The sequence below is a fragment of the Dyella sp. 2YAF14 genome, assembly GCF_052114725.1.
Classification (GTDB): Bacteria; Pseudomonadota; Gammaproteobacteria; order Xanthomonadales; family Rhodanobacteraceae; genus Dyella.
This window is the reverse complement of record NZ_JBFRFH010000001.1, coordinates 903,006-926,447: the sequence shown is the minus strand read 5'-3', so window position 1 is coordinate 926,447 and position 23,442 is coordinate 903,006. Positions and strand designations below refer to the sequence as shown.

Below are 23,442 nucleotides of genomic sequence, written 5' to 3'. Positions count from 1 at the left end.
GCCGTGTCGCCCGCGCACGGCCCTCGGCATCCGCAAAATTCGCGACATGCTGCCCCGACTTTCCATCACGGATGTTGGCTTATGAAACTTTCCCGCATCGCGATTGGCGGCTGCCTCGCGCTCGCCTCGATCACCGTGGCGCACGCTGACAAGGCGGCCTGGACGCAACCGCAGCAGCCGTTTCGCATCTACGGCAACACTTACTACGTCGGCACGCACGGGCTCACCGCCATTCTTATCGCATCATCTGACGGTTTGGTGCTGCTTGATGGCACGCTGCCGCAGAACGCCGCGCTGGTCGAGGCCAATATCAAAGCGCTGGGCTTTCAGCTGCACGATGTAAAGCGCATCCTCAATTCGCACGCGCATTCGGATCATGCCGGCGGCATCGCTGCGATCGCGCGCGACAGCGGTGCGCGTGTGATGGCAAGTGAAGTCGGTGCGAAGGAGTTGCAGCTGGGTGGCCACTACCCGAACGATCCGCAATACGGCGACGCGCCGACGTATCCGCCGGTGAGTTCGGTGGAGGTCGTTGCAGACAACGGCGTGGTCCGCCTGGGCGACGTGACCGTGACTGCCCACTACACACCCGGACATACCCCCGGCAGCACCACCTGGACATGGCAGTCGTGCGAGGGCAAGCGCTGCCTCAACATGGTTTACGCCGATAGCATCAGCGCGCTGACGGCTGGCAGTTTCCGCTACAGCGATGCGGCCCATCCGGAGCGGGTGAGCAACTACAGGCACGGGCTGGCCGTGATCGCCAGCTTGCCCTGCGACATTTTGATGGTGCCGCATCCCGACCAGATCTATTTCCTCGAGAAGGTGGCCCGCCGCAGCGCCGGCGCGCCCGATCCCCTGGTGGACCCCGCCGCCTGTAAGGCCTACGCGCAGATGGGAACCCGCAGCCTGGATGACAGGCTGGCCAAGGAGCGCGTAGGGCAATCGACCGCCGGCAAAACAGGGTGTTGACACGGAAATGAGAATTATTATCATCTGAGGTGTCACCACTCTCCTGCGGAGCTCCACCATGACCACGGTTTTGTCCCTCCCTCAGGGTGCCGACGCCCTGGCGCGCCCGTTCCGCCTGCTCAGCCTGAAGCCCTCGGTGCCCGCGCCGGATGCCGCCACTCGCCGTGTTTCCAGCCAGATGCTGCTCAAAGGCGAGCGCGAACTGGTGATCCAGCACCAGGGCAGCGAGTACCACCTGCGCCTGACCCGCAACGACAAGTTGATCCTCACCAAGTAAGCCTTGCCGCGGCGCAGGCCGGCGCCGGGCATGCCGTCTCCCCCGAGGGAGCTTCATGGGCAAGGACGCCTTCCTCCGGCCACGGCCGGGACACCTCTCAAGACCCTAAGCCACGCGGTTCTCCTTCGAACGCCAGCCAGGTCGCTTCCTGCCAAGGAGTACTGACGATGTTTGGCTGGCTTGCACATGCCTTTGCTACGAACCGATCCGGTACAGACACGGCGGCATGGACCATCAGCCGCAGCTCGGTTCGGATCGACGGCACGACGCTCGCCGCGCGCCTGCCATCGCTGGGTGGCGTGCTGTATCTGCCGGCTTGCGCCGCCTCGCGTCCCGCACGCGAGCTGGCTCCGGGCTGGCTGGTGACGCGGCAGGATCTGGCGCCGCTGCTGCAAACGGAAGAACTGCGCGCATCAAGCATGATCGGCGCAGACGGCCCGCGCGAATGGATCGACTGCTTCGATGCGTCCGGCACGTTCTGCGCCCGCCTGCACCTGCTGCCGGACACCGACTATCTCGCCTGGGATGCCTTGCTCGCCGGCGGCACGCCACTGCCGGCCGCGCCGGTATGCCCCGGCGAAGTGGCCTGCAAGGCGGCGATTGCGGAGCTGCTGTGTTTTCACACCGCGCGGATCGCGTCGCTGGATGTGCTCGACACGCTGCCGCTGGGACAACTCTCCTCACTGGGCCGGGGCATTGCCCGCGACGTGGCGAGGGCGGCGGCGGTGTCGCTGGCGCCGGCGTTCGACTAGGCAGGCGTCACGGTCACGTCCGCGGACGTTTGTCCGCCTGTCCGTGCAGGTGTCCGCGGACAGCTGTCCGCGCCCTGGGTGACATTTCAACTCGCTGAAAAATATCGAATAAATCGGCGCTTTGGACTTGGCACGCGGATTGCTCAGTAGGGTCAGGGGCCGCATTGTCAGCGGCCAGGGACCCATCGATGATTCGCGATACCTCCGCACAAGACCGACTGGTCGAGGTCAAATCCAACCCCAAGCGCCGCATGCTGCTGATCGGCATTGGCGTGGCCGTGGTGGCCGTGCTGGCCTTGTTCGGTCCGCGCATTGGGCGCCTGTTCTCGGCCGACGCTTCGGTGAGCAGCTCGCGTCTGGCGTTCGCCACGGTCGAGCGCGGTCCGTTCGTCCGCGATATCGCGGCCGAAGGCAAGGTGGTGGCGGCAGTCAGCCCCACGCTTTATGCCACCTACGGCGGTGCGGTCACGCTCAAGGTGCACGCAGGCGATGCGGTGAAGAAGGGCCAGGTGCTGGCCGTCATCGACAGCCCCGAACTGACCAACAAGCTCGCCCAGGAAATGAGCGCCGCCGACGCCATGCAGGTGGATTACCTGCGTGCGCAGATCGATGCGCGCAAGACGCGCGGCGAGCTGCAGAAGGCTTTCGACAACGCCAGCATCGACAAGCAGGGCGCGGAACGCGACCTTGCCCGCTACCAGAAGGCGTTCACGCTGGGTGCGGTGCCCAGCATGGACGTGGACAAGTCCAAGGACACGCTCGAGAAGATGCGCATCACGCTCGAGCATGCCAAGACCGATCTGGCCACCAACACCGACAGCCTGAACTTCGACATCCAGTCCAAGAAGCTCGCGCACGATCGCCAGCTGCTGATGGTGAAGGATCTGCAGCGCCAGGTGGACGACCTCAACGTGAAGTCGCCGGTGGACGGCCAGGTCGGCCAGCTGTTCATTGCTGAGCGCGCCACCGTGGCCAAGGATGCCCAGCTGGTCAGCGTGATCGATCTGTCCGCGCTCGAAGTGGAAATGAAGGTGCCGGAAAGTTTCGCGCGTGACCTGGGCATCGGCATGACCGGCGAGATCAGCGGCAACGGCGTCACCTGGAAGGGCCTGGTCAGCGCCATTTCGCCCGAAGTGGTCAATGGCGAAGTCGCCGCCCGCCTGCGCTTCGACGGCCAGACGCCCAAGCAGCTGCGCCAGAACCAGCGCCTGTCCGTGCGCATCCTGCTCGACAAGCGCGACAACGTGCTCACCGTGCAGCGCGGCTCCTTCGTCGACGAATCGGGTGGCAGCTATGCCTACCTCGTGCGCGACGGCGTGGCGGAAAAGCATCCCATCCGCGTGGGTGCCAGCAGCATCGACAAAGTGGAAATCCTCGATGGCCTGAAGGAAGGCGACAACATCGTGATCTCCGGTACCGACAGCTTCAAGGGCGCCCAGCGTGTCGCCATCTCTAATTAAGCAACCTCCAACTAACCACCACTCGAAGGACAACACCATGCTCAAGATGACTCATCTGTCCAAGGTCTACCGCACCGAAGTGGTGGAGACCTATGCGCTGCGCGACTTCAACATCAATGTGAACGAAGGCGAGTTCGTCGCCGTGACCGGCCCGTCCGGTTCGGGCAAGACCACCTTCCTCACGATTGCCGGCCTGCTGGAGACCTTCACTGGTGGCCAGTACCACCTCGACGGCGTTGAAGTGAGCAACCTCAACGACAACGAGCGATCGCGCATCCGCAACGAGAAGATCGGTTTCATCTTCCAGGCGTTCAACCTGATTCCCGACCTCAATGTGTTCGACAACGTCGAAGTACCGCTGCGCTATCGCGGCATGAAGGCGGCCGAACGCAAGGAACGCATCATGGATGCGCTCGAGCGCGTGGGCCTGGCTTCGCGTGCCAAGCACTATCCGGCTGAACTGTCCGGCGGTCAGCAGCAGCGCGTGGCTATTGCGCGCGCGCTCGCCGGTTCGCCGCGCCTGCTGCTGGCGGATGAACCGACCGGCAACCTCGACACGCAGATGGCCCGTGGCGTGATGGAGCTGCTGGAAGAGATCCATCGCGAAGGCGCCACCATCGTGATGGTGACGCATGATCCGGAGCTGGCTGCCCGCGCGCAGCGCAACGTGCACATCATCGACGGTCAGGTGGTCGACCTGGCGGAAGACCCGCGCTTCCACCACGCCGTGCACGCCGCCCGCAACAACGCTCCGGCCTGATAGCCGGCCGCCGATGCCTCCTGCTTCGGCAGGAGGCGGATTGAAGCCCTGTAAAGGACGACCATGTTCGCCTACTACCTCCAGCTTGGCTTGCGCAGCCTCCGCAAAAATCCGCTGTTGACCCTGCTGATGGTGTTGGCGATCGGCTGCGGCGTGGCCGCGTCGATGACCACCTACTCGGTGTTCCGCGCGACCTCCAACAACCCGATTCCGCAGAAGTCCTCGCAGCTGTATGTGCCGCAGATCGACAACTGGGGTCCGGAAGCGCAGCAAGACAACAAGGGCGAGCCGCCCAACGCGATCACCTATACCGACGCCATCAACCTGATGCGCGACAAGCGGGCGACGCGCCAGACGGCCTTGTTCCCGGCGGCGATGTCGATCGTGCCGGCGGATCCGTCCATGCTGCCGTTCCGCGAAACCAGTTACGCGTGGTATGCCGACGCGTTCCCGATGTTCGACATTCCCTTCCTCTATGGCCATGGCTGGACGGCGGACGAAGATGCCTCGCACGCAGCGGTAGCCGTGATCGGCAAGGCGCTCAACGACAAGCTGTTCAATGGCGCCAACAGCGTCGGCAAGAACATCAACCTCAACGGCCGCGATTACCGCATCGTCGGCGTGGCGGCCAAGTGGAACCCCGAGCCGGTGTTCTACGACGTCATCAACACCAATGGCTTCGATGATCCGATCGAAGTGTTCATTCCTTTCACGCGTGCCGTGGAAGTGCAGACGACGACCAACGGCAACAACAACTGCAGCAAGGACCCGGGCAAGGGTTGGGATGCGTGGATCAAGTCCGAGTGCGTGTGGTTGGGTTACTGGGCAGAATTGCCGACCACGGCCCAGGCGGATGCCTATCGCCAGTATCTCAACGGTTACGCCGCCGAGCAGCAGCGTGCCGGCCGTTTCCACTGGGCACCCAATACGCGCCTGCGCAATGTGACCGAATGGCTCGATTACCAGAAGGTGGTGCCGCAGGAGGCCAAGGTCTCGCTGCTGGTGTCGCTGGGTTTCCTGCTGATCTGCCTGGTAAACACGGTGGGTTTGCTGCTCGCCAAGTTCATGAAGCGCTCCTCTGAAATCGGCGTGCGCCGTGCGTTGGGCGCGACGCGCAAGGAGATCTACCTGCAATTCCTGATCGAGGCAGCCGCGATCGGTCTGGCCGGTGGCGTTGTGGGCTTGGTGCTCACGGGCTTGGGCGTGATGGGTATCTCGCTGGTGTTTGAACCGGATATCGCCAAGCTCGCCACGCTCGACGGATCGCTGGTACTGCTCACCATGCTGCTGGCAATCCTGGCGACCGTGCTGGCGGCCTTTTATCCCACGTGGCGTGCTGCGCAAGTGCAGCCGGCATGGCAGCTGAAATCCAACTGAGGCGACGACGATGCTACAGATCAAGCCCATACTCGCCGCGCTCAAGCGTCACAAGGCAGGCACGGTTCTCATCGCCATGCAGATCGCCCTGACTTTGGCGATCGTCTGCAATGCGATCTTCATCATCCATCAGCGACTGGACCGCGTGCAGCGTCCCACCGGCATGGTGGAAAGCGACCTGATGGCCATACAGACGCGCTTCGTCGGCACCGAGGAAACCAAGGCGGGTCCTCTGGTCAAGGCGGACCTGGTCGCGCTGCGCCAGCTTCCGGGCGTGCAGGACGCGGTGGCCTTGAACTCCTATCCGCTGCGCGGCGGTGGCTGGTCCACCGGTGTGCGCACCGATCCGGATGCGAAGAATTCCAAAGGACATACCACCCAATACTTCGGCGACGAGCACACCTTGCCGACCATGGAGCTCAAGCTTATCGCCGGACGCAACTTCCGTCCGGACGAAATCGTGGAAGCCGATCCGCAGGCCATACCCGATCCGGCCGCGATCATCGTGAGCAAGGCGCTGGCCGACAAGATGTATCCGGAAGGTTCGGCACTGGGCAAGACTATCTATATCGGCGATTCCAAGTCGCCCAGCACCATCGTGGGCATCGTGGAGCGCCTGCAGGTGCCGTGGAATGGCACGTGGTCCGACTCGTTCTACGAGAACTCGCTGATTCAGCCTGTACAACTCACCAGTGCGTTCACCAATTACCTGATCCGCACCAAGCCCGGCCAGCTGGCCGATGTGATGAAGGCGGCGCCGGCAGCCTTGGTCAAGGCCAACCGCATGCGCGTGATTCCTTCCGAGCGTGGCGTGCGCAGCTTCGCCCAGGTGCGTGAGTATGCGTACAAGGGCGACCGCGGCATGGCCATCCTGATGGGCGTGGTGTGCCTGGTGCTGTTGGGCATCACGGCCGCGGGCATCGTCGGCTTGACGAGCTTCTGGGTTGGCCAGCGCCGCAAGCAGATCGGCGTGCGACGCGCACTGGGCGCGACCAAGCACGACATTCTCAGCTACTTCCTCACCGAGAACCTGTTGATCGGCATTGCCGGCGTGGTGATTGGCGCCTTGCTCGCGGTCGGCATGAACCTGTGGCTGGTGACGCAGTTCGAGATGGCGCGCTTGTCGGTGGTCTATGTGTTGGTGGGCGTGGTGACGCTGCTGCTGCTGGGGCAGGGTGCCACGCTGGCGCCGGCCATGCGCGCCTCGCGCGTGTCGCCGGTGGAAGCCACGCGCTCGGTCTGACCGGCGCGTGGTGTAGCAAGACAAGGATCGCAAGGCCTGTTGGGAAACACGAGGTAACGATGAGCGGCATGTTTGTGCACAACTTGCGACTGGGCGCGGCGAGCCTTCGGCGCAACGTCTTGCTGACGACATTGATGATCATGTCGATCGGCTTTGGCGTGGCGGCGTCGATGGTGACCTTTGCCGTGTTCCGTGCGGTATCGGGTGATCCGATCCCGCAGAAGTCGTCGCAGTTGTTCGTGCCGCTGATCGACAACCGTGGACCGCAATACAACCGCCACGGCGAGCCGCCCTCGGCGCTCAACTATGTCGACGCCGTGGCCCTGATGCGGGCGCACAAGGCGGCGCGCCAGACCATGCTGTATCCGGTGGGTCTTTCGGTGATGCCGGATGACCCGCACCGCATGCCGTTCAAGGCGCCCGGCTATGCCACCTACGGGGACTTCTTCAGCATGTTCGAGGTGCCGTTCCTGTATGGCAGCGGCTGGAACGATGCGGAAGACGAAGCGCGCGAGCCCGTCATCGTGATCAGCCGCGAGCTCAATCAGAAGTTGTTCGGCGGCAACAACAGTGTTGGTCAGCGACTGGTGCTGGACGACAAGCAGTACCGCATCGTCGGCGTCACCAACAAGTGGGATCCCAAGCCGCGCTTCTTCGACACCTTCAGTGGCAATGCCTATGCTGATCCGGCGCAGATCTATATTCCCTTTACTTATGCCATCGCGCAGCACATCGACACACGCGGCAACAACAATTGCGGCAGCGACGGCAAGCGCGGCGATACCTGGGATAGCTGGTTGCAGGGCGAATGCGTGTGGATCAACCCATGGGTCGAGCTGAACAATGCCGAGCAGGTACAGGCCTATCGGCAATTCCTGGACGGCTACGCGCGTGAGCAGCGCAAGGCGGGTCGCTTCAATTGGGCTCCCAACAATCGCCTGCGCAACGTGCGCGAATGGCTGGACTACCAGCATGCGGTGCCGCCGGAAAGCCGCATCTCGATGACGCTGGCGTTCGGTTTCCTGCTGATCTGCCTGGTCAACACGATTGGCCTGCTGCTGGCGAAGTTCATGCGCCGCGCTCCGGAGATTGGCGTGCGTCGCGCGCTCGGTGCCTCGCGTGCTGACATCTATCGCCAGTTCCTGGCGGAGGCGGCGATGGTTGGACTGGCGGGCGGTGCCCTGGGATTGCTGTTCACCGCGATCGGCATGCTCGGCCTGGGCATGGTGTTCGAGCCGCAGATTGCGCGGCTTGCACACCTGGACGTGTCGTTGATGCTGTTGACCCTGCTGGTGGCCATCACGGCGACCGTGGTTGCGGCGTTCTATCCCACCTGGCGGGCGGCGCAAGTGCAGCCCGCCTGGCAGCTCAAGTCCAACTGAGGGGAGGGACGAGCCATGCAGATCAAACCGATTCTTTCCGCCTTGCGCCGGCACAAGGCCGGCACCTTTCTGATCGCCGCGCAGATCGCGCTGACGCTGGCGATTGTCTGCAATGCGTTGTTCATCATCCAGCAGCGCGTGGCGCATCTGTCCGAACCGAGCGGCATCGACGAAGCCAACACCTTCGTGATCAAGAGCGAATGGGTAGGCGCGCCCGGTCCCGATCAGGCCGATGCGCAGATGCGCGAAGACCTGCAGGTGCTGCGCCAGGTACCCGGCGTGCAAAACGTGACGCCGAGCAATTCGTATCCGCTGCGCGGCGACGGTTGGGATGACGCCATCAGGCTCAAGCCCGACCAGGTCCAGGACACCTCCGGCGCAACCATCTACTTCGCCGACGAAAACTTTATCGACACGCTGGACCTCAAGCTCATCGCCGGGCGCAATTTCCGCGCCGAGGAAATTGGCCATATGGACCTGCGTTACAAGCTCGCGCCGCCGGTAGTCATCATCACCAAGGCCCTGGCGGAAAAACTCTTCCCGGGCGAAACCGCGGTGGGCAAGACGATCTACCTGATCGGCGGTCCGGCGACCGTCGTGGGCGAAGTGGAGCTGCTGCAGGCGCAAAGCGTGGAGCATTGGGCCTCCGAGTTCGCCTATCGCTCGGTGATCATCCCCGAGCGGCTCAATGTGTCGCTGGGCGCGTTCTACATCGTGCGCACTCGACCGGGGCAGCTCGATACAGCCATGCCGGCCGCGGTCAAGGCGCTGTTTGCGCATAACCCGCGACGCGTGATCAACGAGGACGATGGCGTGCTTCCATTCAGCGAAGTGCGCTCGCGCGCCTACGAGAGCGATCGCGGCATGGCCATCCTGATGGGTGTGATCTGCGCGGTGCTGCTGGCCGTTACCGCGGCAGGCATTGTCGGTCTCACCAGTTTCTGGGTCGGCCAGCGCCGCAAGCAGATCGGTGTGCGGCGCGCACTGGGTGCGACCCGGCGCGACATACTCAATTACTTCATGACCGAGAACCTGCTGATCAGCGTGGGCGGCGTGCTGTTCGGGGCGGTGCTCGCGATTGCGATCAATTTGTGGATGGTCACGCGTTTTGAGATGCATCACCTGTCGATGGTGTATCTGATGGCAGGCGTGGCGATGTTGTTGTTGCTGGGACAGGGTGCGGTGCTGGCGCCGGCGCTTCGCGCGTCGCGCGTGCCGCCGGTGGAGGCCACGCGATCGGTGTGATCGCGTGGAGGGTGCTAAGGAGGGGAAACCACATGTTCGGCTATTACCTTGACCTGGCGCTACGCAGCCTCAGGCGTAACAAGATTCTCACCGCGCTGATGGTGGTGGCGATCGCCCTGGGCATCGGGGCGAGCATGACCACACTCACGGTGCTGCATGTGCTGTCGGGCGATCCGTTGCCCGGCACCAGCGCCACGCTGTTCTATCCGCAGGTCGATCCGCGCGACATGGACGGCTACGAGGAAGGCAAGCGCCCGCCGGAACAGGTCAGCTGGGTCGACGGCATGAACCTGCTGCATGCCAAGCGCGCCGACCGCCAGGCCTTGATGACGGGTGGTGCCGTGCCGGTGCAGCCGGCACAGGCCAACATCGATCCATTTTTCAGCGATGCGCGCTACACGAGCAGCGACTTCTTCCCGATGTTCAAGCTGCCGTTTCTGTACGGTCGTCCGTGGAGCGAGTCCGAAGACAACGCCAAGGCGCGCGTGGTGGTGATCAGCCGCACGCTCAATGAGAAGCTCTTCGGCGGCAAGAACAGCGTCGGACAAACGCTGCGCATGAAGGACAGTGCGTTCCAGGTGGTTGGCGTGCTGGACACCTGGCGCCCGACGCCGCGCTTCTACGACTTGAACATGGAAAGCTACGGCTCGGTGGAAGACGTCTTCGTACCGCTGACCACCGCTCGCGATGTCCACTTCGAACACAGCGGCTCCACCGATTGCTGGGGCACAGGCGGCGGTGACGACGAACACGCCGAAACTTCGCCATGCGTCTGGCTGCAGTTCTGGGTGCAGATCAACGGCACGGACAAGGTCGCCGCCTATCGCGACTACCTGGTGCATTACTCGCAGGAGCAGAAGACGCTCGGTCGCTTCCAGCGTCCGCCGAACGCACAGCTGCCCAGCCTGATGGAATGGCTGGACATCAACAAAGTGGTGCCCGGCGATGTGCGCCTGCAGACCTGGTTGGCGCTGGGCTTCTTGCTGGTCTGCCTGGTCAACACGGTGGGCTTGATGTTGGCGAAATTCCTGCGCAAGTCCGGCGAGCTGGGTGTGCGCCGGGCTTTGGGTGCATCCAAGCGTGAAGTGTTTGCACAGCTGCTGATCGAGTCCGGGGTGATCGGCCTCGCCGGCGGCATGGTCGGCCTGCTGCTGGCCTTCTTCGGCCTGTGGCTGGTGCGCAAGCAGCCGTCCAGCTACGCGGCGCTCGCGCATATGAGCATGGGCATGTTGTTGGTGACGTTCCTGCTGGCGGTTGGCGCCACCTTGCTTGCCGGCCTGCTGCCGGCATGGCGTGCCTGCCAGATCACTCCCGCACTGCAACTGAAGAGCCAGTGACCATGGACATTCTTCCGATCCTCTCAACATTGCGCCGCCACAAGACCACCGCCTTCCTGGTGATCGTGGAGATCGCGCTGACCTGCGCCATCGTCTGCAACGCGGTCTTCATCATCAACCAGCGCATCGAGCGCATCCATATGCAGAGTGGCGTGGATGAGCAGCATCTGCTGCATATCGCGCTGACCAACATCGGCGTGACCAAGGACGACAAGGCGCGCCGCGCGGAGGACCTGGCCGCGCTGCAACAGGTGCCGGGCGTGGTGTCGGTGGCCTCGGTCAACCAGGTGCCGTTCGGCAATTCCTCGTCCAACGGCAGCATCAAGCTCGATCCCAAGCAGCGCCTCGCCACGCTCAATGCCACCGACTACTTCGGAGAGAACGTCACCCAGACGCTGGGCACCCAGCTGATCGCGGGGCGCGAACTGCACGCCGATGACTATATGGACATGGACCAAGTGGTCAGCGCGGCGGCGGCGAAAGATGCCAAGGGCATTCCGCACGTCACGGTGATCACGCAGAAGATGGCCAATCGCCTGTGGCCGGGACAGTCGGCGCTGGGCAAGCAGGTCTACATGTCCGACTACGCATTCACCGTGGTGGGTGTGGTCAAGGAGCTGATTCGCCCATCGATCTGGGACGATTCGGCGGCCAGCTACTCGATGGTGTTGCCGATACGCGTGGCGAACAACGAGTACATCGTGCGCGTGGACGACCCGAAGAACCGCGAGCGGGTGCTGAAGGCGTCAGTGGCGAAGCTCAAGGAGATCAACCCGCATCGCATCGTGCTCAAGCAGCATCTGCTGTCGAACATGCGCGAGGATTTCTTCCAGAACGATCGCGCGATGACGGGACTGCTGGTGGCTGTATGTGCGGCGCTGCTTGTGGTCACCGCACTGGGCATCGTAGGCCTGGGCAGCTTCTGGGTCGCACAGCGTCGCCGGCAGATCGGCGTGCGGCGCGCGCTGGGTGCGACGCGCAGAAATATCCTGCATTACTTCCAGACCGAGAACTTCCTGCTCGCCACCATCGGCATCGGCGTGGGCATGGTGCTGGCCTACGGCATCAACCTGCTGTTGATGGTTCACTACGAACTGCCGCGGCTGCCGGCGATTTATTTCCCCGTGGGCGCCTTGCTGCTCTGGACGATAGGGCAGCTGGCCGTGCTGGGGCCGGCGATGCGTGCAGCAGCGGTGCCGCCGGTGGTCGCCACGCGTTCGGTCTGAGCCACGGAGGGACAAGGGAATGTTCGGTTACTACCTCGATCTGGCGCTGCACAGTCTCGGCCGCAACAAGATACTCACCGCATTGATGGTGTTGGCCATTGCGGTGGGTATCGGCGCCAGCATGACGACGCTCACGGTGGTGCATCTGCTCTCCGGCGATCCCTTGCCGGGGCGCAGCCAGGCGATCTTCTATCCGCAAGTGGACGCCGATCCGAAGAACAAGGACAGCAGCGAACCGCTGGACATGCTGGACTACCGGTCAGCGCTAGACCTGTGGAGCGCCAAGCGCGCCGATCGTCAGGTGATGCTGGTGCAGAGCACGGTGCGGCTGGATACGGCCGATGCCGGCAAGCCCGCCGTGATGATGCCGATGCTGTCGGCCACGGCGGATTTCTTCAGCATGTTCAATGTGCCGTTCCGTTATGGCGGGCCCTGGAGCGAGCAGGATGATGCGGCCCGCGCGCGCGTGGCCGTGATCACTGACGATCTCAACCAGAAGCTGTTCGCCGGCGAGAACAGCGTGGGGCGCGTCCTGCGCCTGCGCAGCAGCGATGTGCGTATCGTGGGCGTGCTCAAGCCATGGCGACCTTCGCCACAGTTCTACGCAGTCCGGGGCGGCCGCTTTGCTGCGGGCGATACCAGCGACTTCTATGCCAAGCCGGAAGACGTGATCACGCCGTTCTTTACCGGGCTGGATGTCAATGATGGCAATTTCCAGCAGTTCACCTGCTGGCAGATGCCCGCGCATCCGGGACATTTGCAGGATTCTCCCTGTGTTTGGGTCGCGCTATGGGTGCAGATCAACGATGCCACCCACGTCGCCGCTTATAGACGCTTCGTGGCTGACTACGCGGCGCAGCAGCAGGCAATCGGTCGCTTTACGCATTCGGGCAACACGCGTATGCGCAGCCTGATGGGTTGGCTGGATTTCAATGGCGTGTTGCCCAGCAATGTGCGACTGCAGGCTTGGCTGGCGGTGGCTTTTCTGGCCATCTGCCTGGTCAACATGGTGGGCTTGTTGCTGGCGAAATTCCTGAGGCGCAGTGGCGAAATTGGTCTGCGCCGCGCACTGGGCGCCAGTCGCGCGGCGGTATTCGCGCAGTACATGGTGGAGTCGGGCTTGATCGGTTTGATCGGCGGGGCGTGTGGGTGGTTGCTGACCATGGCGGGCCTTTGGTTTATTCGGCAGCAACCAGTGGCCTATGCGGATCTGGCGCGCCTGGATGTGCCGATGTTCCTGCTCACCTTCGTCGCCGCGATCGGCGCCAGCCTGCTGGCCGGCGCGCTACCGGCAGTGCGTGCGTGCCGCGTGGTGCCGGCATGGCAACTGAAATCGCTGTGAGGCCCGCCATGACGCAATTTGCTCCCATCCTTTCCGCCTTGCGCCGTCATCGTCTCGCCACGGCGCTTATCGCGCTGGAAATCGCGCTTGCCTGCGCGGTGTTGTGCAACGCCTGTTTTCTTATCGTGGAGCAGCTTCGGGCGCTGCATATTGAGAGCGGCGTGGCCGAGTCATCGCTGGCGGTGATCAACCTAGGTTGTGACGGATGCAAGGGCGCCGACCTCAACGCCAGGGTGACCACCGCGCTGCGCAGGGTGCCCGGCGTGCAGTCGGTCGCGGTGGTCAATGCCGTGCCGTTCGCGCAACCCACGGGTTATGCCGGCATCAACCTCGACCACGAACATTTCATCGCCGTGCCGCACTTCTACGCGGGCGGTCCCGGTGCCGTGGAAACGCTGGGGCTGCAACTGGTGGCGGGACGTGCATTCCAGCCGGAGGACTTTCAGACGGCCGACCTGTGGTTGCCACAGAACCCCTCGGTTTGGATCACCCGCGCGTTCGCCGAGCGGTTGTGGCCCGGACAGGACCCGCTGGGCAAGGAGTTCTTTTCGGACCAGCACCACTTCCGGGTGATCGGCGTGATGGCGCACCTGACGCCTCCCGATCCAGGCGGTGGTCATGGCGACAGCGCGGGCGAGTGGTCCGTGTTCGTGCCGGTGAATCCAGGCGCGTCGCTCAATGGTGTTTATGCATTGCGCGCAAATCCTGGCGATCTTCCGCGCGTGCTGCGCGAAGCTCGCGACGCCGCACAGAAGGCGGCCCCGGAAGCGGTGCTCGACCTGCAGCAGAGCCGCACCGTGCCTGAGCTTCGCTCGGACTTCTTCCGCCAGACGCGCATCATGGTCGGTACGCTGGCCGGCGTCATCGTGGCGTTGCTGCTGGTGACGGCGCTGGGCATCGTGGGGCTGGCCAGCTTCTGGGTACAGCAGCGGCGCAAACAGATCGGCATACGCCGCGCCATCGGCGCCACGCGCGGCGACATCCTGCATTACTTCCAGGCCGAGAATTTCCTGATCGTGACGGTGGGCATCGCCATCGGCATGGTGCTGACCTTCGCGCTCAATCTGGTGCTGATGAAGTTCTACGAAGTGCCGCGCCTGCCGGTGTATTACCTGCCAGTGGGTGCGCTGGTGCTGTGGGGGCTGGGGCAGCTAGCCGTATTGGCGCCGGCCTTGCGCGCGTCGCAGGTACCGCCAATGGTGGCGACGCGATCGGTGTGATGTCTTGCGGGGAATGGCATGGCCGGCGCTGCGCCGGTTAATGTCACAGGGGAGCAGCACGCAAAGAGTGCTGCGTCAGGCAGGTAAATCAGGCAACAGGGAAGCAACGGATGCGTTACAACCTGATGTTAGCGTGGCACGGCTTGACGCGTTTTCCTCGTAGCACAGTGCTTGCGGTACTCACCGTTGCGATGGGGCTGGCAGCCACCATGACAACGCTGGCGCTGTTGCACCAGCTCACCGCCGATCCGCTGCCAGGGCGCAGCAATCATCTGTACCTGGCATGGGTGGATACGGTGCATGCCAAGCCGCAGCAGAACCAGTCGCTCAACGACCTCACGATCGAGAACCATCACCGTATCAAGCTGGGCGATGCGGAAGAACTGCTGCGCGATCACCGTGCCACATGGCAGGCGCCGATGGCGAGCGTGTTCACCGGCTTCAAAAGCGACGGAGACAAACCACGCAAGGGCAGGGACTACCTGCTTGCCACCACCAGCGAGTTCATGCCGATGCTGGGCGTGTCGCTGCGGAGCGGACGCGGCTGGACGGCGGCGGAGGATCAGGCGCACGCACCGGTCGCGGTGATCGACAGCGAGATGGCGCAGTCGTTGTATGGCACCACCGATGTACTGGGGCGCGACCTTCTTCTTGGACACGGCGTGTTCCGCATCATCGGGGTGAGTGCGCCGTTTTCGCCGCAGCCGCACTTCTATGACTTGGCGTCGTTTACGTTCGGCAACCTGCGCCGTGACCAGGCGTTTGTCCCGCTGTACGCGCTGTTGGACGCGGGCGTGGACTTGGCGGGCACGGATGGTTGCGACGAGGATGGCCCTCAAACGAAATCGTTGTTCACCAGTGACGCCAGGCATTGCGCGACACTGAGCTATTGGGTGGACCTGCCGAATCGCGCCAAGGCGGACGACTTTCTCCTGTACCTGCAGCACTACCTCGACAATCAACAAGCCATGGCCAGTTATGGCAAGCCGAGGCCGGCCCAATTGACCGGCGTTGGCGCGTGGCTGAGCAAGCAAAATGTCGTGCCTGACAACGTGCGACTCAATGCGTGGCTGGCAGGGTCCTTCCTGTTGCTGTGCATGGCGAATGTCGCTGGCCTACTGGCCGCGCGCTTCCTGCGCCGTAGCGCGGAGATCGGCATACGTCGCGCGCTGGGTGCACCGCGCCGCGCCATCTTCCAGCAGCATGTATTGGAGGCGGCGATGATCTGCCTGATCGGCGGCGTGATGGCCTTGCCGCTGACGCTGTTCGGATTGTGGACGTTGCGTTTGCAGGATGGCGGCTTCACCGATCTGGCGCGGCTGGATCCGGCGATGTTTGGAGCGTTGTTCGCACTTGCCTTCGCGGTAGGTATCGTCACGGGCTGGCTGCCCGCCTGGCGCGCCTCACGCGTCGAGCCGGGCTTGCAGGTCAAGAGCGCCTAAGGAGTACGACGATGTCACCTGCCATCATGCTCAAGATCCTTCGCCGCCATGCATTGATGCCTGCGCTGGTGTTGTTCCAGACGGCACTGGCCTGCGCCATTCTGTGCAACGTGCTGTTCCTTGTGTGGCAGCGCGTGCAGCCGATGATCGCGCCCAGCGGGGTGGCGGAAGACGAACTGGTGCTGGTCGACCAGATTGCCTCGCCCGTGCGCCCGTGGACGGCCGCCGAAGTGCATACGGGCGAGCTGGCGTTGAGCCACTTGCCCGGCGTGCGCTCCGCGTCTGCGGCGCTGGGCTTGCCGATGATCAGCACGATGATGATCGACTACACGCTGCAATCGCCGCAGGGCGCCAAGGTGGGTGTGAACGGCTACTTCGGCGTCGGTCTCGTCCGCACCTTGGGGGTGGACCTGTTGGCGGGCCGGGACTTTCTGCCGGAGGAATATCGCGACTTTGGCGTCAACCAGCCTTCCAGCGGCCTGCCAACGACTTCAACGGCCGAGCCCTTGATCATTACGCAGTCGCTGGCTCGACAGTTATTCGGCGACCAGCCTGCGGTGGGCAAGATGTTGCAGGTGCCGGATGAGCCTGACGGGCACGGCTATCAAGTGGTGGGCGTGGTGCGCCATTTGATGCGCAACCAGTTGACGCTGGCCACGGACGGTCGCGCGGACAACACCGTGCTGGCCGCCAAGCGCATCGGTGACACGGCGATGCTCAGCTATGCGGTGCGCATTGACCCGGCCATGCGTGAGGTGGCTCTGCGCGGCATCCGCGCCGCCATTAAGCAACAGTTCGGCGCGATGGCCGTCAGCGATTTCCCGGTGAAGATCACCACCTACGCCGAGCGCCGCCACGATGCCTTGGCCAGCCAACGCGCCGCCCTGTGGCTCTTCGCCGGCGTCACCATCGCCGTGATCGTGGTCACCGCCATCGGCATCATGGGCCTCACCGGCTTCTGGGTGCAGCGGCGCACGCGCCAGATCGGCATCCAGCGGGCGCTGGGGGCGCGTCGTTCGCAGGTGTTGCGCTATTTCATGCTGGAGAACCTGCTGATTGCCGGCGCTGGCGTGGTGGTCGGCATGGCGTTGGCTTATGTGGCCAATGGGCTGCTGATGCATTACTACGAGCTGCCGCATCTGCCTTGGAACTACCTGCCCATCGGCGGCGCGGTGGTGCTGTTGCTCGGCCAGTTGGCCGTGCTGGCGCCGGCCAGGCGGGCGGCTGAGGTGCCCCCGGTGGTGGCCACGCGGGCTATCTGAACGAGGGGCCGTGCAGTTCGGCACGGGCAGCGCGGCCCGCGGTGTGCAGAATAGACGTTATCTCAACCCGAGGATGTACCCATGAAGATTGGACCACGTATGCTCCTGGTCAGCCTGGCACTGTCTGCGGCCTGTGCCGCCTCGGTGCAGGCCGCCACGGCGGATGTCTCCACGCGCGAAAAGGCGTTGAACGATCTGCTGGCCGAGCAGTGGCAGCACAATCTGGAGAACTCGCCGGAGTTCGCCACCATCCTCGGCGATCTGCGCTACAACGACCGCTGGACCGACGCCTCGCTGGCGCACCAGCAGGCCGAAATAGCCAAGGCCCAGGACTTCCTCAAGCGCTTCCAGGCGATCGACACCACCGGCTTCTCCGCCGATGACAAGCTCAACCAGCAACTGATGGTTCGCCAGCTGCAGGACGCGCTCAAGTCGCATCAGCTGAAGCTCGACGAGATGCCGCTGGACCAGATGAGCGGCGCGCACTTGCAGCTCGCCGGTTTCATCAGCTCCATCCCGTTCGACAACACCAAGGAATACGACGACTACCTCGCGCGCCTGAAGGCCGTGCCGGCCCTGTTCGACCAGGTCACCGCGGTCGCGCAGCAGGGCCTGAAGGACGGCATGATGCCGCCGAAGTACCTGCTCGAAAAAGTCGTCACGCAGATCGACAGCATCGGCAAGCCGGCCGGCATGGACAGCGTGTTTGCCGAGCCGTTGAAGCACTTCCCCAAGTCGGTCTCCGCGGCTGACCAGAAGCGCCTGCACGACGCCATCCTCGCCGCGATCGACCAGCAGGTGCGCCCGGCTTACCAGAAGCTCGGCGCGTTCGTGAAGAACGATTACGCCCCGCACGGCCGCAGCGAGCCGGGCGTGTGGCAGCTGCCCAACGGCGCGGCGATCTATGCCTTCCAGGTGGAGCAGATGACCACCACCAAGGAAAGCCCGGAGCGCATCCACGAGATCGGCCTGTCCGAAGTGAAGCGCATCGAAGGCGAGATGACCGAGATCGCCAAGCAGCAGGGCTTCAAGGATTTGCCGAGCTTCCGCGAGTCGCTCAAGACCAACCCGAAGGTGCATGCGACCTCGCGTGAGGACATCCTCAACCGCTATCGCAATTACCTGGCTGGCATGCAGCCGGAACTGCCCAAGCTGTTCGGCCTGCTGCCCAAGACCAAGGTGGAAGTGGTGCCGGTGGAAGCCTTCCGCGAGAAGGAAGCCGCTGCGGCCGAATATCACCAGGGCACGCCGGATGGTTCGCGTCCGGGCCAGATCTTCGTCAACACCGGCGACTACCAGAACCGCAGCGTGCTGAGCATCGAGTCCACCGCCTATCACGAAGGCATCCCGGGCCATCACATGCAGATCTCGATCGCGCAGACCCTGCCCAAGCTGCCGCCGTTCCGCCAGCAGGCGGGCTATACCGCGTATATCGAAGGCTGGGCGCTGTATGCCGAGCAGCTGGGCAAGGAAGTGGGCTTCTACAAGGATCCGCTGTCCTACTACGGTCATCTGTCCGATGAACTGCTGCGCGCCGACCGCCTCGTGCTCGATACGGGCGTGCATTACAAGCACTGGTCGCGTCAGCAGATGGTGGACTTCTTCCATGCCCATTCCAGCGAGGATGAGCCGGATGTGCAGGCCGAAACCGACCGTTACATCACCTGGCCGGGCCAGGCGCTGGCATACAAGATGGGCCAGCTGAAGATCCTCGAGCTGCGTGCGCGCGCCAAGAAGGAGCTGGGCGACAAGTTCGACATCCGCTCGTTCCACGACGAAGTGCTGGGCGGCGGTGCACTGCCGCTGGACGTGCTGGAATCGCGTACCGATGCCTGGATCGCCGCGGTGAAGGCCGGCAAGGCGCCGGTACATCCGGTCGCTGGTTGATCCACCTGCGTGCGTCGCCCTCGGGGCGGCGCACGCATCCCTGGCCAGGATGGACGGGAATATGAACGACGAATCGCCACGAATCGACCGATTGATGGCAACCTTTTGGCGTGGAGATGCATCCACGTCTACATGTGCAAGCGACGAATGCGAACCGTACTGATCATCGACGACAACCCGGCCGTGGGTGAGGCGCTGTCCCTGGCGCTCTCCCTCCATGAGATCCGCCCGCTGATCGCGCTCACGCCCGAGCAAGGCCTGGCCATGCTCGAGACCGAGCGGGTGGACGTAGTGATCCAGGACATGAATTTCACCGCCGATACCACCTCGGGCGAGGAGGGTATCGCGCTGTTCCGCGAGCTGCGCCAGCGCCATACCGATATGCCGGTGATCCTGCTCACGGCCTGGACCCACCTGGAAACCGCGGTGGAACTGGTCAAGGCGGGGGCGGCCGACTATCTCGCCAAGCCGTGGGACGACGCCAAGCTGCTCGCCACGGTGGAAAACCTGCTGGAGCTTTCCGAGTCCACCCGCGAAGTCACGCGCGCCCGCAACGAGCGCCGCAAGCGTCGTGAGGACCTGCAGCGCCGCTACGACCTCGACGGCATCGTGTTCGCCTCCGAAGCGATGGCACGCACGCTGGACCTGGCCTGCCAGGTGGCGCGCTCCGATGTGCCCGTGCTCATCACCGGCCCCAACGGCGCCGGCAAGGAACGCATCGCCGCCATCGTGCACGCCAACTCGGCGGTCAAACGTGGCCAGTTCATCGCCGTGAACTGCGGTGCGCTGCCGGGGGAATTGATCGAAGCCGAATTGTTCGGCGCCGAAGCCGGCGCTTACACCGGTGCCAACAAGGCGCGCGAAGGCCGCTTCGAAATGGCCGATGGCGGCACCTTGTTCCTCGACGAAATCGGCAACCTGTCGTTGTCGGGTCAGGTAAAGCTGCTGCGCGTGCTGGAGACCGGGCAGTTCGAGCGATTGGGCTCAGGCCGCACGCGCCAGGTGAAAGTGCGCGTCTTGAGCGCCACCAATGCCGACCTCAAGGCGATGATCCGTGCAGGCACCTTCCGCGAAGATTTGTATTACCGCCTCAACGTGATCGAAGTGAACCTGCCACCGCTGGCCGATCGCGTCGACGACATCCTGCCGCTGGCCGAATTCTTCCTCGGTGGCCGCGCTGAACTGACCGATGCCGCGCGCGATTCGATGCTGAGCTATCCGTGGCCGGGCAACGTGCGTGAATTGAAGAACTCCATCGAGCGCGCCGCTTTGCTGGTGAGTGATGGCCGCATCACGCCCGAACAGCTGAACCTGCCTCAGATTGCCGTAGCCGGCGCGCGCAACCTGGATGAACCCAGGGGAGCGCACCCTGTGCGCGACAGCCTTTCGCGAGCCCCTGTCGCGCACAGGGTGCGCTCCCACAGATGCTGCAAGACCGCCCGGCGATTGCCCATGGCCCTAAGCCCGAGGATGATGTTGACCGTGCAGAAGGAGTCCGCCATGCGACACCGCACCCTGCTACTCGTCATCGGCTTGTGCTGCCTGAATGCTGCAGCCTGGGCCCAGGGCAGCGCGCCCCCCAAAACTCCCAATCTCACGCTGCCCACGATGCCGCCCGCCCCGGCGAGCACGGTGGCAGACGGCTATCGCGACACCTTGAGCAGCGCAGCCAACGATGCGCAACGCTTCAACTTCAGCGCCAACCCCGCCAAGGACAAGGCGCCGCCCGATCAGTCGCCGATCCGCGTGATCATCAACAACGGTCACGGGCCGAACGTCAACTGCGTGCCCATGGGGCCGGGTGCGGGATGCCACTGATGCCAATGGCTCACGGAGGAGACTTTTGATGCGGCTGGGTTTGCGTTCGCTCGAGTCGCGCATGGTGATCCTGCTGGGCTTTGCAGGCCTGACCGGTGCACTCATCTACGCCGGCGTCACCCAATGGCCGTTGCCGCAGATCCTGGTGTGGATGCGGCACGACCTGGGCATCGATCTGGGCACACCGGCGCGCTTTGGTTTCTATGGCGGCATCATCGTCTCGCTCGCCTTCCTGCTGCCGTTGTCGCTGTGGCTGGGCCATCGCGTGATGTCGCCGATCACCAAACTGCTGCGCGCGCTCGAAGGTGCCGTCGCCAGTTATCGCGACGGCGACTTCAGCTTTTCCATCGCCGCCACGCGTCGCGACGAACTGGGCGAACTCATCCGCATGCACAACGCGCTGGGCCAGACCCTGCGCGAACAGCGGCAGAACCTCGCCCAGCGTGAATTGCTGCTCGATACCGTGGTGCAGAACACGCCGGTAGCGCTCGTGCTCACCGATGCGAGCAACCGCGTCACCTACGCCAATATTGCCGCGCGCCATCTGTTCAACGAAGGCCGCACGCTGCATGGCCTGAGCTTTGCCGAGCTGATCAGCGACAGCCCGGAAGCGCTGCGGCGTGCGGTGGAAGGCGGCGAAGATGCGCTGCTCACCGTTGAAATGGATGGCGGCGAAGAGACCTTCCATCTCTCGCAACGCAGCTTCCGCCTGCATGGCAGGCCGCATCGCCTGCAGCTGTTTCGCCGCATGACGCGCGAGTTGTCGCGCCAGGAAGTGGCGACGTGGAAACGCGTGATCCGCGTGATCAGCCACGAACTCAACAATTCGCTGGCGCCGATTTCCTCGCTGGCGCATTCGGGTGCGGAACTGGCGCGTCGCGGTGATACCGCGCGCCTGCCGGGCGTGTTCGCCACCATCGGCGAGCGCGCGCGCCATCTGCATGGATTCATCGCAGGCTACGCCAGCTTCGCCAAGCTGCCCGCGCCGCAACCGGTGGCGATCGACTGGAAGCCGTTCCTCGACGGCTTGTCGCTGCACTGCAAGTTTCAGCTGCGCGGCTCGGTTCCCGAACAAGCGGGCTGGTTCGACGCCGCACAGATCGAGCAGGTGCTGATTAACCTGGTCAAGAACGCGCACGAATCGGGCAGTGCCGACGACGAGGTCTCGCTATCGCTCGGGATCATCGGCCGCGACGTGCGCATCGAAGTGGCCGACCGCGGCCCCGGCATGAGCGAAACCGTGCTGGCGCAGGCGCTGCTGCCGTTCTATTCCACCAAGCGCTCGGGCACGGGTCTGGGCCTGGCCCTGGCGCGCGAGATCGCCGAAGCCCATGGCGGCCGCATCGCCCTGGCCAACCGGGAAGAGGGCGGCCTGCGGGTGAGCCTGCTCCTGCCCCTGGGGCCGCGTTGAGCCCCTGATCGCTTGTCTCCGCGCTCGCCTATACTCGGAGGCAACCTTCATGGAACGGGGATGTGGCAATGGGACAGCTGTTTGCTTTGGTGATCATCCTGGTCGCGGTGATCGTGCTCGCCAAACTGGTGCGCATCGTGCCGCAGGGTTACGAATGGACAGTGGAGCGCTTCGGACGCTACACGCGCACGCTCTCACCCGGCCTGCATTTCCTGGCGCCCTTCATCTACAACATCGGGCGCAAGATGAACATGATGGAACAGGTGCTGGACGTGCCCTCGCAGGACGTCATCACCAAGGACAACGCGGTCGTGCGCGTGGACGGCGTGGTGTTCTACCAGGTGCTGGATGCCTCCAAGGCCGCCTATGAGGTGGCCAATCTTGAGCAGGCCGCGTTGGCCTTGATCATGACCAATATCCGTACCGTGCTCGGTTCGATGGATCTGGACGAATCGCTCAGCCAGCGCGATGCCATCAATGCCAAGCTCCTGAAAGTGGTCGACGAAGCCACCCATCCGTGGGGCGTGAAGGTGAACCGCATCGAGATCAAGGACATCGCGCCGCCGCGCGACCTGGTCGATTCGATGGCCCGCCAGATGAAGGCAGAGCGCGAGAAGCGCGCCAATATTCTCGACGCAGAGGGCTTCCGTCAGGCGGCCATCCTCAAGGCCGAAGGTGAAAAGCAGTCGGTCATCCTCGCCGCCGAAGGCGAAAAAGAAGCCGCCTTCCGCGCCGCCGAGGCCCGCGAACGATCCGCCGAAGCCGAGGCGAAGGCGACCGCGATGGTGTCGGAGGCGATCGCCAACGGCAACGTCAACGCGCTCAACTACTTCGTCGCCACCAAGTACGTCGAGGCGCTGAAGGAAATGGCCAACTCGCCCAATCAGAAGATGTTGCTGCTGCCGATGGAATCCACCGGCATCCTCGGCTCGCTCGCCGGCATTGCCGAACTGGCCAAGGATTCGCTCAGCCAGCAGCAGGCGAGCACTACGGTCCGCCGTACACCGCCCTCGATCAGCTGAGACCAGG

At 63.9% G+C, this 23,442-nt stretch carries 18 protein-coding genes and 1 pseudogene; all 19 read left to right on the top strand.

Annotation, left to right across the window (positions count from 1 at the left end; genetic code table 11):
• Positions 1–81 precede the first annotated feature (81 nt).
• The 19 genes and pseudogenes from bla (at position 82) to AB4Y82_RS04225 (ending at position 23,435) form a co-directional block, all read left to right on the top strand.
• Complete coding sequence (bla, locus tag AB4Y82_RS04315) at positions 82–972, top strand: subclass B3 metallo-beta-lactamase (RefSeq protein ID WP_441611124.1); 891 nt, start codon at positions 82–84, stop codon at positions 970–972.
• A 58-nt stretch (positions 973–1,030) separates the two neighbouring features.
• The gene (gene hemP, locus AB4Y82_RS04310; RefSeq protein WP_441602466.1) at positions 1,031–1,249 is read left to right on the top strand and encodes a hemin uptake protein HemP; all 219 of its coding nucleotides are present in this window, start codon (positions 1,031–1,033) and stop codon (positions 1,247–1,249) included.
• A gap of 167 nt (positions 1,250–1,416) precedes the next feature.
• On the top strand, positions 1,417–2,001 hold the full coding sequence (locus AB4Y82_RS04305) for a hypothetical protein (protein WP_441602467.1): 585 nt from the start codon (positions 1,417–1,419) through the stop codon (positions 1,999–2,001).
• Between the two features lie 188 nt (positions 2,002–2,189).
• On the top strand, positions 2,190–3,461 hold the full coding sequence (locus tag AB4Y82_RS04300) for an efflux RND transporter periplasmic adaptor subunit (RefSeq protein ID WP_441602468.1): 1,272 nt from the start codon (positions 2,190–2,192) through the stop codon (positions 3,459–3,461).
• A 37-nt stretch (positions 3,462–3,498) separates the two neighbouring features.
• Positions 3,499–4,221 carry an ABC transporter ATP-binding protein gene (locus AB4Y82_RS04295; protein ID WP_046970517.1) on the top strand — a complete coding sequence of 241 codons (723 nt, stop codon included), beginning with the start codon at positions 3,499–3,501 and terminating at the stop codon, positions 4,219–4,221.
• A 63-nt stretch (positions 4,222–4,284) separates the two neighbouring features.
• The gene (locus tag AB4Y82_RS04290; RefSeq protein ID WP_441602469.1) at positions 4,285–5,598 is read left to right on the top strand and encodes an ABC transporter permease; all 1,314 of its coding nucleotides are present in this window, start codon (positions 4,285–4,287) and stop codon (positions 5,596–5,598) included.
• Between the two features lie 10 nt (positions 5,599–5,608).
• The gene (locus tag AB4Y82_RS04285) at positions 5,609–6,841 is read left to right on the top strand and encodes an ABC transporter permease (RefSeq protein ID WP_441602470.1); all 1,233 of its coding nucleotides are present in this window, start codon (positions 5,609–5,611) and stop codon (positions 6,839–6,841) included.
• Between the two features lie 68 nt (positions 6,842–6,909).
• Entirely contained in the window at positions 6,910–8,223 is a 1,314-nt protein-coding gene (locus tag AB4Y82_RS04280) for an ABC transporter permease (protein ID WP_441602691.1), read from the top strand.
• Between the two features lie 15 nt (positions 8,224–8,238).
• Complete coding sequence (locus tag AB4Y82_RS04275) at positions 8,239–9,468, top strand: ABC transporter permease (RefSeq protein ID WP_441602471.1); 1,230 nt, start codon at positions 8,239–8,241, stop codon at positions 9,466–9,468.
• A 32-nt stretch (positions 9,469–9,500) separates the two neighbouring features.
• On the top strand, positions 9,501–10,805 hold the full coding sequence (locus AB4Y82_RS04270) for an ABC transporter permease (protein ID WP_441602472.1): 1,305 nt from the start codon (positions 9,501–9,503) through the stop codon (positions 10,803–10,805).
• 2 nt (positions 10,806–10,807) lie between these two features.
• Positions 10,808–12,031 carry an ABC transporter permease gene (locus AB4Y82_RS04265; protein ID WP_441602473.1) on the top strand — a complete coding sequence of 408 codons (1,224 nt, stop codon included), beginning with the start codon at positions 10,808–10,810 and terminating at the stop codon, positions 12,029–12,031.
• A 19-nt stretch (positions 12,032–12,050) separates the two neighbouring features.
• Positions 12,051–13,373 carry an ABC transporter permease gene (locus AB4Y82_RS04260; RefSeq protein ID WP_441602474.1) on the top strand — a complete coding sequence of 441 codons (1,323 nt, stop codon included), beginning with the start codon at positions 12,051–12,053 and terminating at the stop codon, positions 13,371–13,373.
• 8 nt (positions 13,374–13,381) lie between these two features.
• The gene (locus AB4Y82_RS04255) at positions 13,382–14,593 is read left to right on the top strand and encodes an ABC transporter permease (RefSeq protein WP_441602475.1); all 1,212 of its coding nucleotides are present in this window, start codon (positions 13,382–13,384) and stop codon (positions 14,591–14,593) included.
• Between the two features lie 110 nt (positions 14,594–14,703).
• Positions 14,704–16,035, top strand: coding sequence for an ABC transporter permease (locus AB4Y82_RS04250; protein ID WP_441611123.1), 1,332 nt, complete (start codon positions 14,704–14,706; stop codon positions 16,033–16,035).
• Positions 16,036–16,046: 11 nt separating this feature from the next.
• Positions 16,047–17,297, top strand: a complete 1,251-nt coding sequence (locus AB4Y82_RS04245; protein WP_441602476.1) for an ABC transporter permease — start codon at positions 16,047–16,049, stop codon at positions 17,295–17,297.
• A gap of 81 nt (positions 17,298–17,378) precedes the next feature.
• Positions 17,379–19,184 (top strand): DUF885 domain-containing protein, encoded by a 1,806-nt coding sequence (locus tag AB4Y82_RS04240; RefSeq protein WP_441602477.1) that lies wholly within the window; start codon positions 17,379–17,381, stop codon positions 19,182–19,184.
• A gap of 147 nt (positions 19,185–19,331) precedes the next feature.
• A pseudogene (locus AB4Y82_RS04235) lies at positions 19,332–20,540 on the top strand (sigma-54-dependent transcriptional regulator); the annotation flags it as partial.
• A 490-nt stretch (positions 20,541–21,030) separates the two neighbouring features.
• Complete coding sequence (locus AB4Y82_RS04230) at positions 21,031–22,413, top strand: sensor histidine kinase (RefSeq protein ID WP_441602480.1); 1,383 nt, start codon at positions 21,031–21,033, stop codon at positions 22,411–22,413.
• Positions 22,414–22,481: 68 nt separating this feature from the next.
• Positions 22,482–23,435 (top strand): SPFH domain-containing protein, encoded by a 954-nt coding sequence (locus AB4Y82_RS04225; protein ID WP_441602481.1) that lies wholly within the window; start codon positions 22,482–22,484, stop codon positions 23,433–23,435.
• The last annotated feature ends 7 nt before the right edge of the window (positions 23,436–23,442 follow it).

Coding starts and splice junctions, on each gene's coding strand:
- AB4Y82_RS04280 (WP_441602691.1), top strand. CDS start 6,910: ATGTTTGTGCACAACTTGCGACTGGGCGCGGCGAGCCTTCGGCGCAAC.
- AB4Y82_RS04255 (WP_441602475.1), top strand. CDS start 13,382: ATGACGCAATTTGCTCCCATCCTTTCCGCCTTGCGCCGTCATCGTCTC.
- AB4Y82_RS04300 (WP_441602468.1), top strand. CDS start 2,190: ATGATTCGCGATACCTCCGCACAAGACCGACTGGTCGAGGTCAAATCC.
- AB4Y82_RS04260 (WP_441602474.1), top strand. CDS start 12,051: ATGTTCGGTTACTACCTCGATCTGGCGCTGCACAGTCTCGGCCGCAAC.
- AB4Y82_RS04250 (WP_441611123.1), top strand. CDS start 14,704: ATGCGTTACAACCTGATGTTAGCGTGGCACGGCTTGACGCGTTTTCCT.
- AB4Y82_RS04240 (WP_441602477.1), top strand. CDS start 17,379: ATGAAGATTGGACCACGTATGCTCCTGGTCAGCCTGGCACTGTCTGCG.
- hemP (WP_441602466.1), top strand. CDS start 1,031: ATGACCACGGTTTTGTCCCTCCCTCAGGGTGCCGACGCCCTGGCGCGC.
- AB4Y82_RS04245 (WP_441602476.1), top strand. CDS start 16,047: ATGTCACCTGCCATCATGCTCAAGATCCTTCGCCGCCATGCATTGATG.
- AB4Y82_RS04270 (WP_441602472.1), top strand. CDS start 9,501: ATGTTCGGCTATTACCTTGACCTGGCGCTACGCAGCCTCAGGCGTAAC.
- AB4Y82_RS04225 (WP_441602481.1), top strand. CDS start 22,482: ATGGGACAGCTGTTTGCTTTGGTGATCATCCTGGTCGCGGTGATCGTG.
- AB4Y82_RS04275 (WP_441602471.1), top strand. CDS start 8,239: ATGCAGATCAAACCGATTCTTTCCGCCTTGCGCCGGCACAAGGCCGGC.
- AB4Y82_RS04265 (WP_441602473.1), top strand. CDS start 10,808: ATGGACATTCTTCCGATCCTCTCAACATTGCGCCGCCACAAGACCACC.
- AB4Y82_RS04290 (WP_441602469.1), top strand. CDS start 4,285: ATGTTCGCCTACTACCTCCAGCTTGGCTTGCGCAGCCTCCGCAAAAAT.
- AB4Y82_RS04305 (WP_441602467.1), top strand. CDS start 1,417: ATGTTTGGCTGGCTTGCACATGCCTTTGCTACGAACCGATCCGGTACA.
- bla (WP_441611124.1), top strand. CDS start 82: ATGAAACTTTCCCGCATCGCGATTGGCGGCTGCCTCGCGCTCGCCTCG.
- AB4Y82_RS04295 (WP_046970517.1), top strand. CDS start 3,499: ATGCTCAAGATGACTCATCTGTCCAAGGTCTACCGCACCGAAGTGGTG.
- AB4Y82_RS04285 (WP_441602470.1), top strand. CDS start 5,609: ATGCTACAGATCAAGCCCATACTCGCCGCGCTCAAGCGTCACAAGGCA.
- AB4Y82_RS04230 (WP_441602480.1), top strand. CDS start 21,031: ATGCGGCTGGGTTTGCGTTCGCTCGAGTCGCGCATGGTGATCCTGCTG.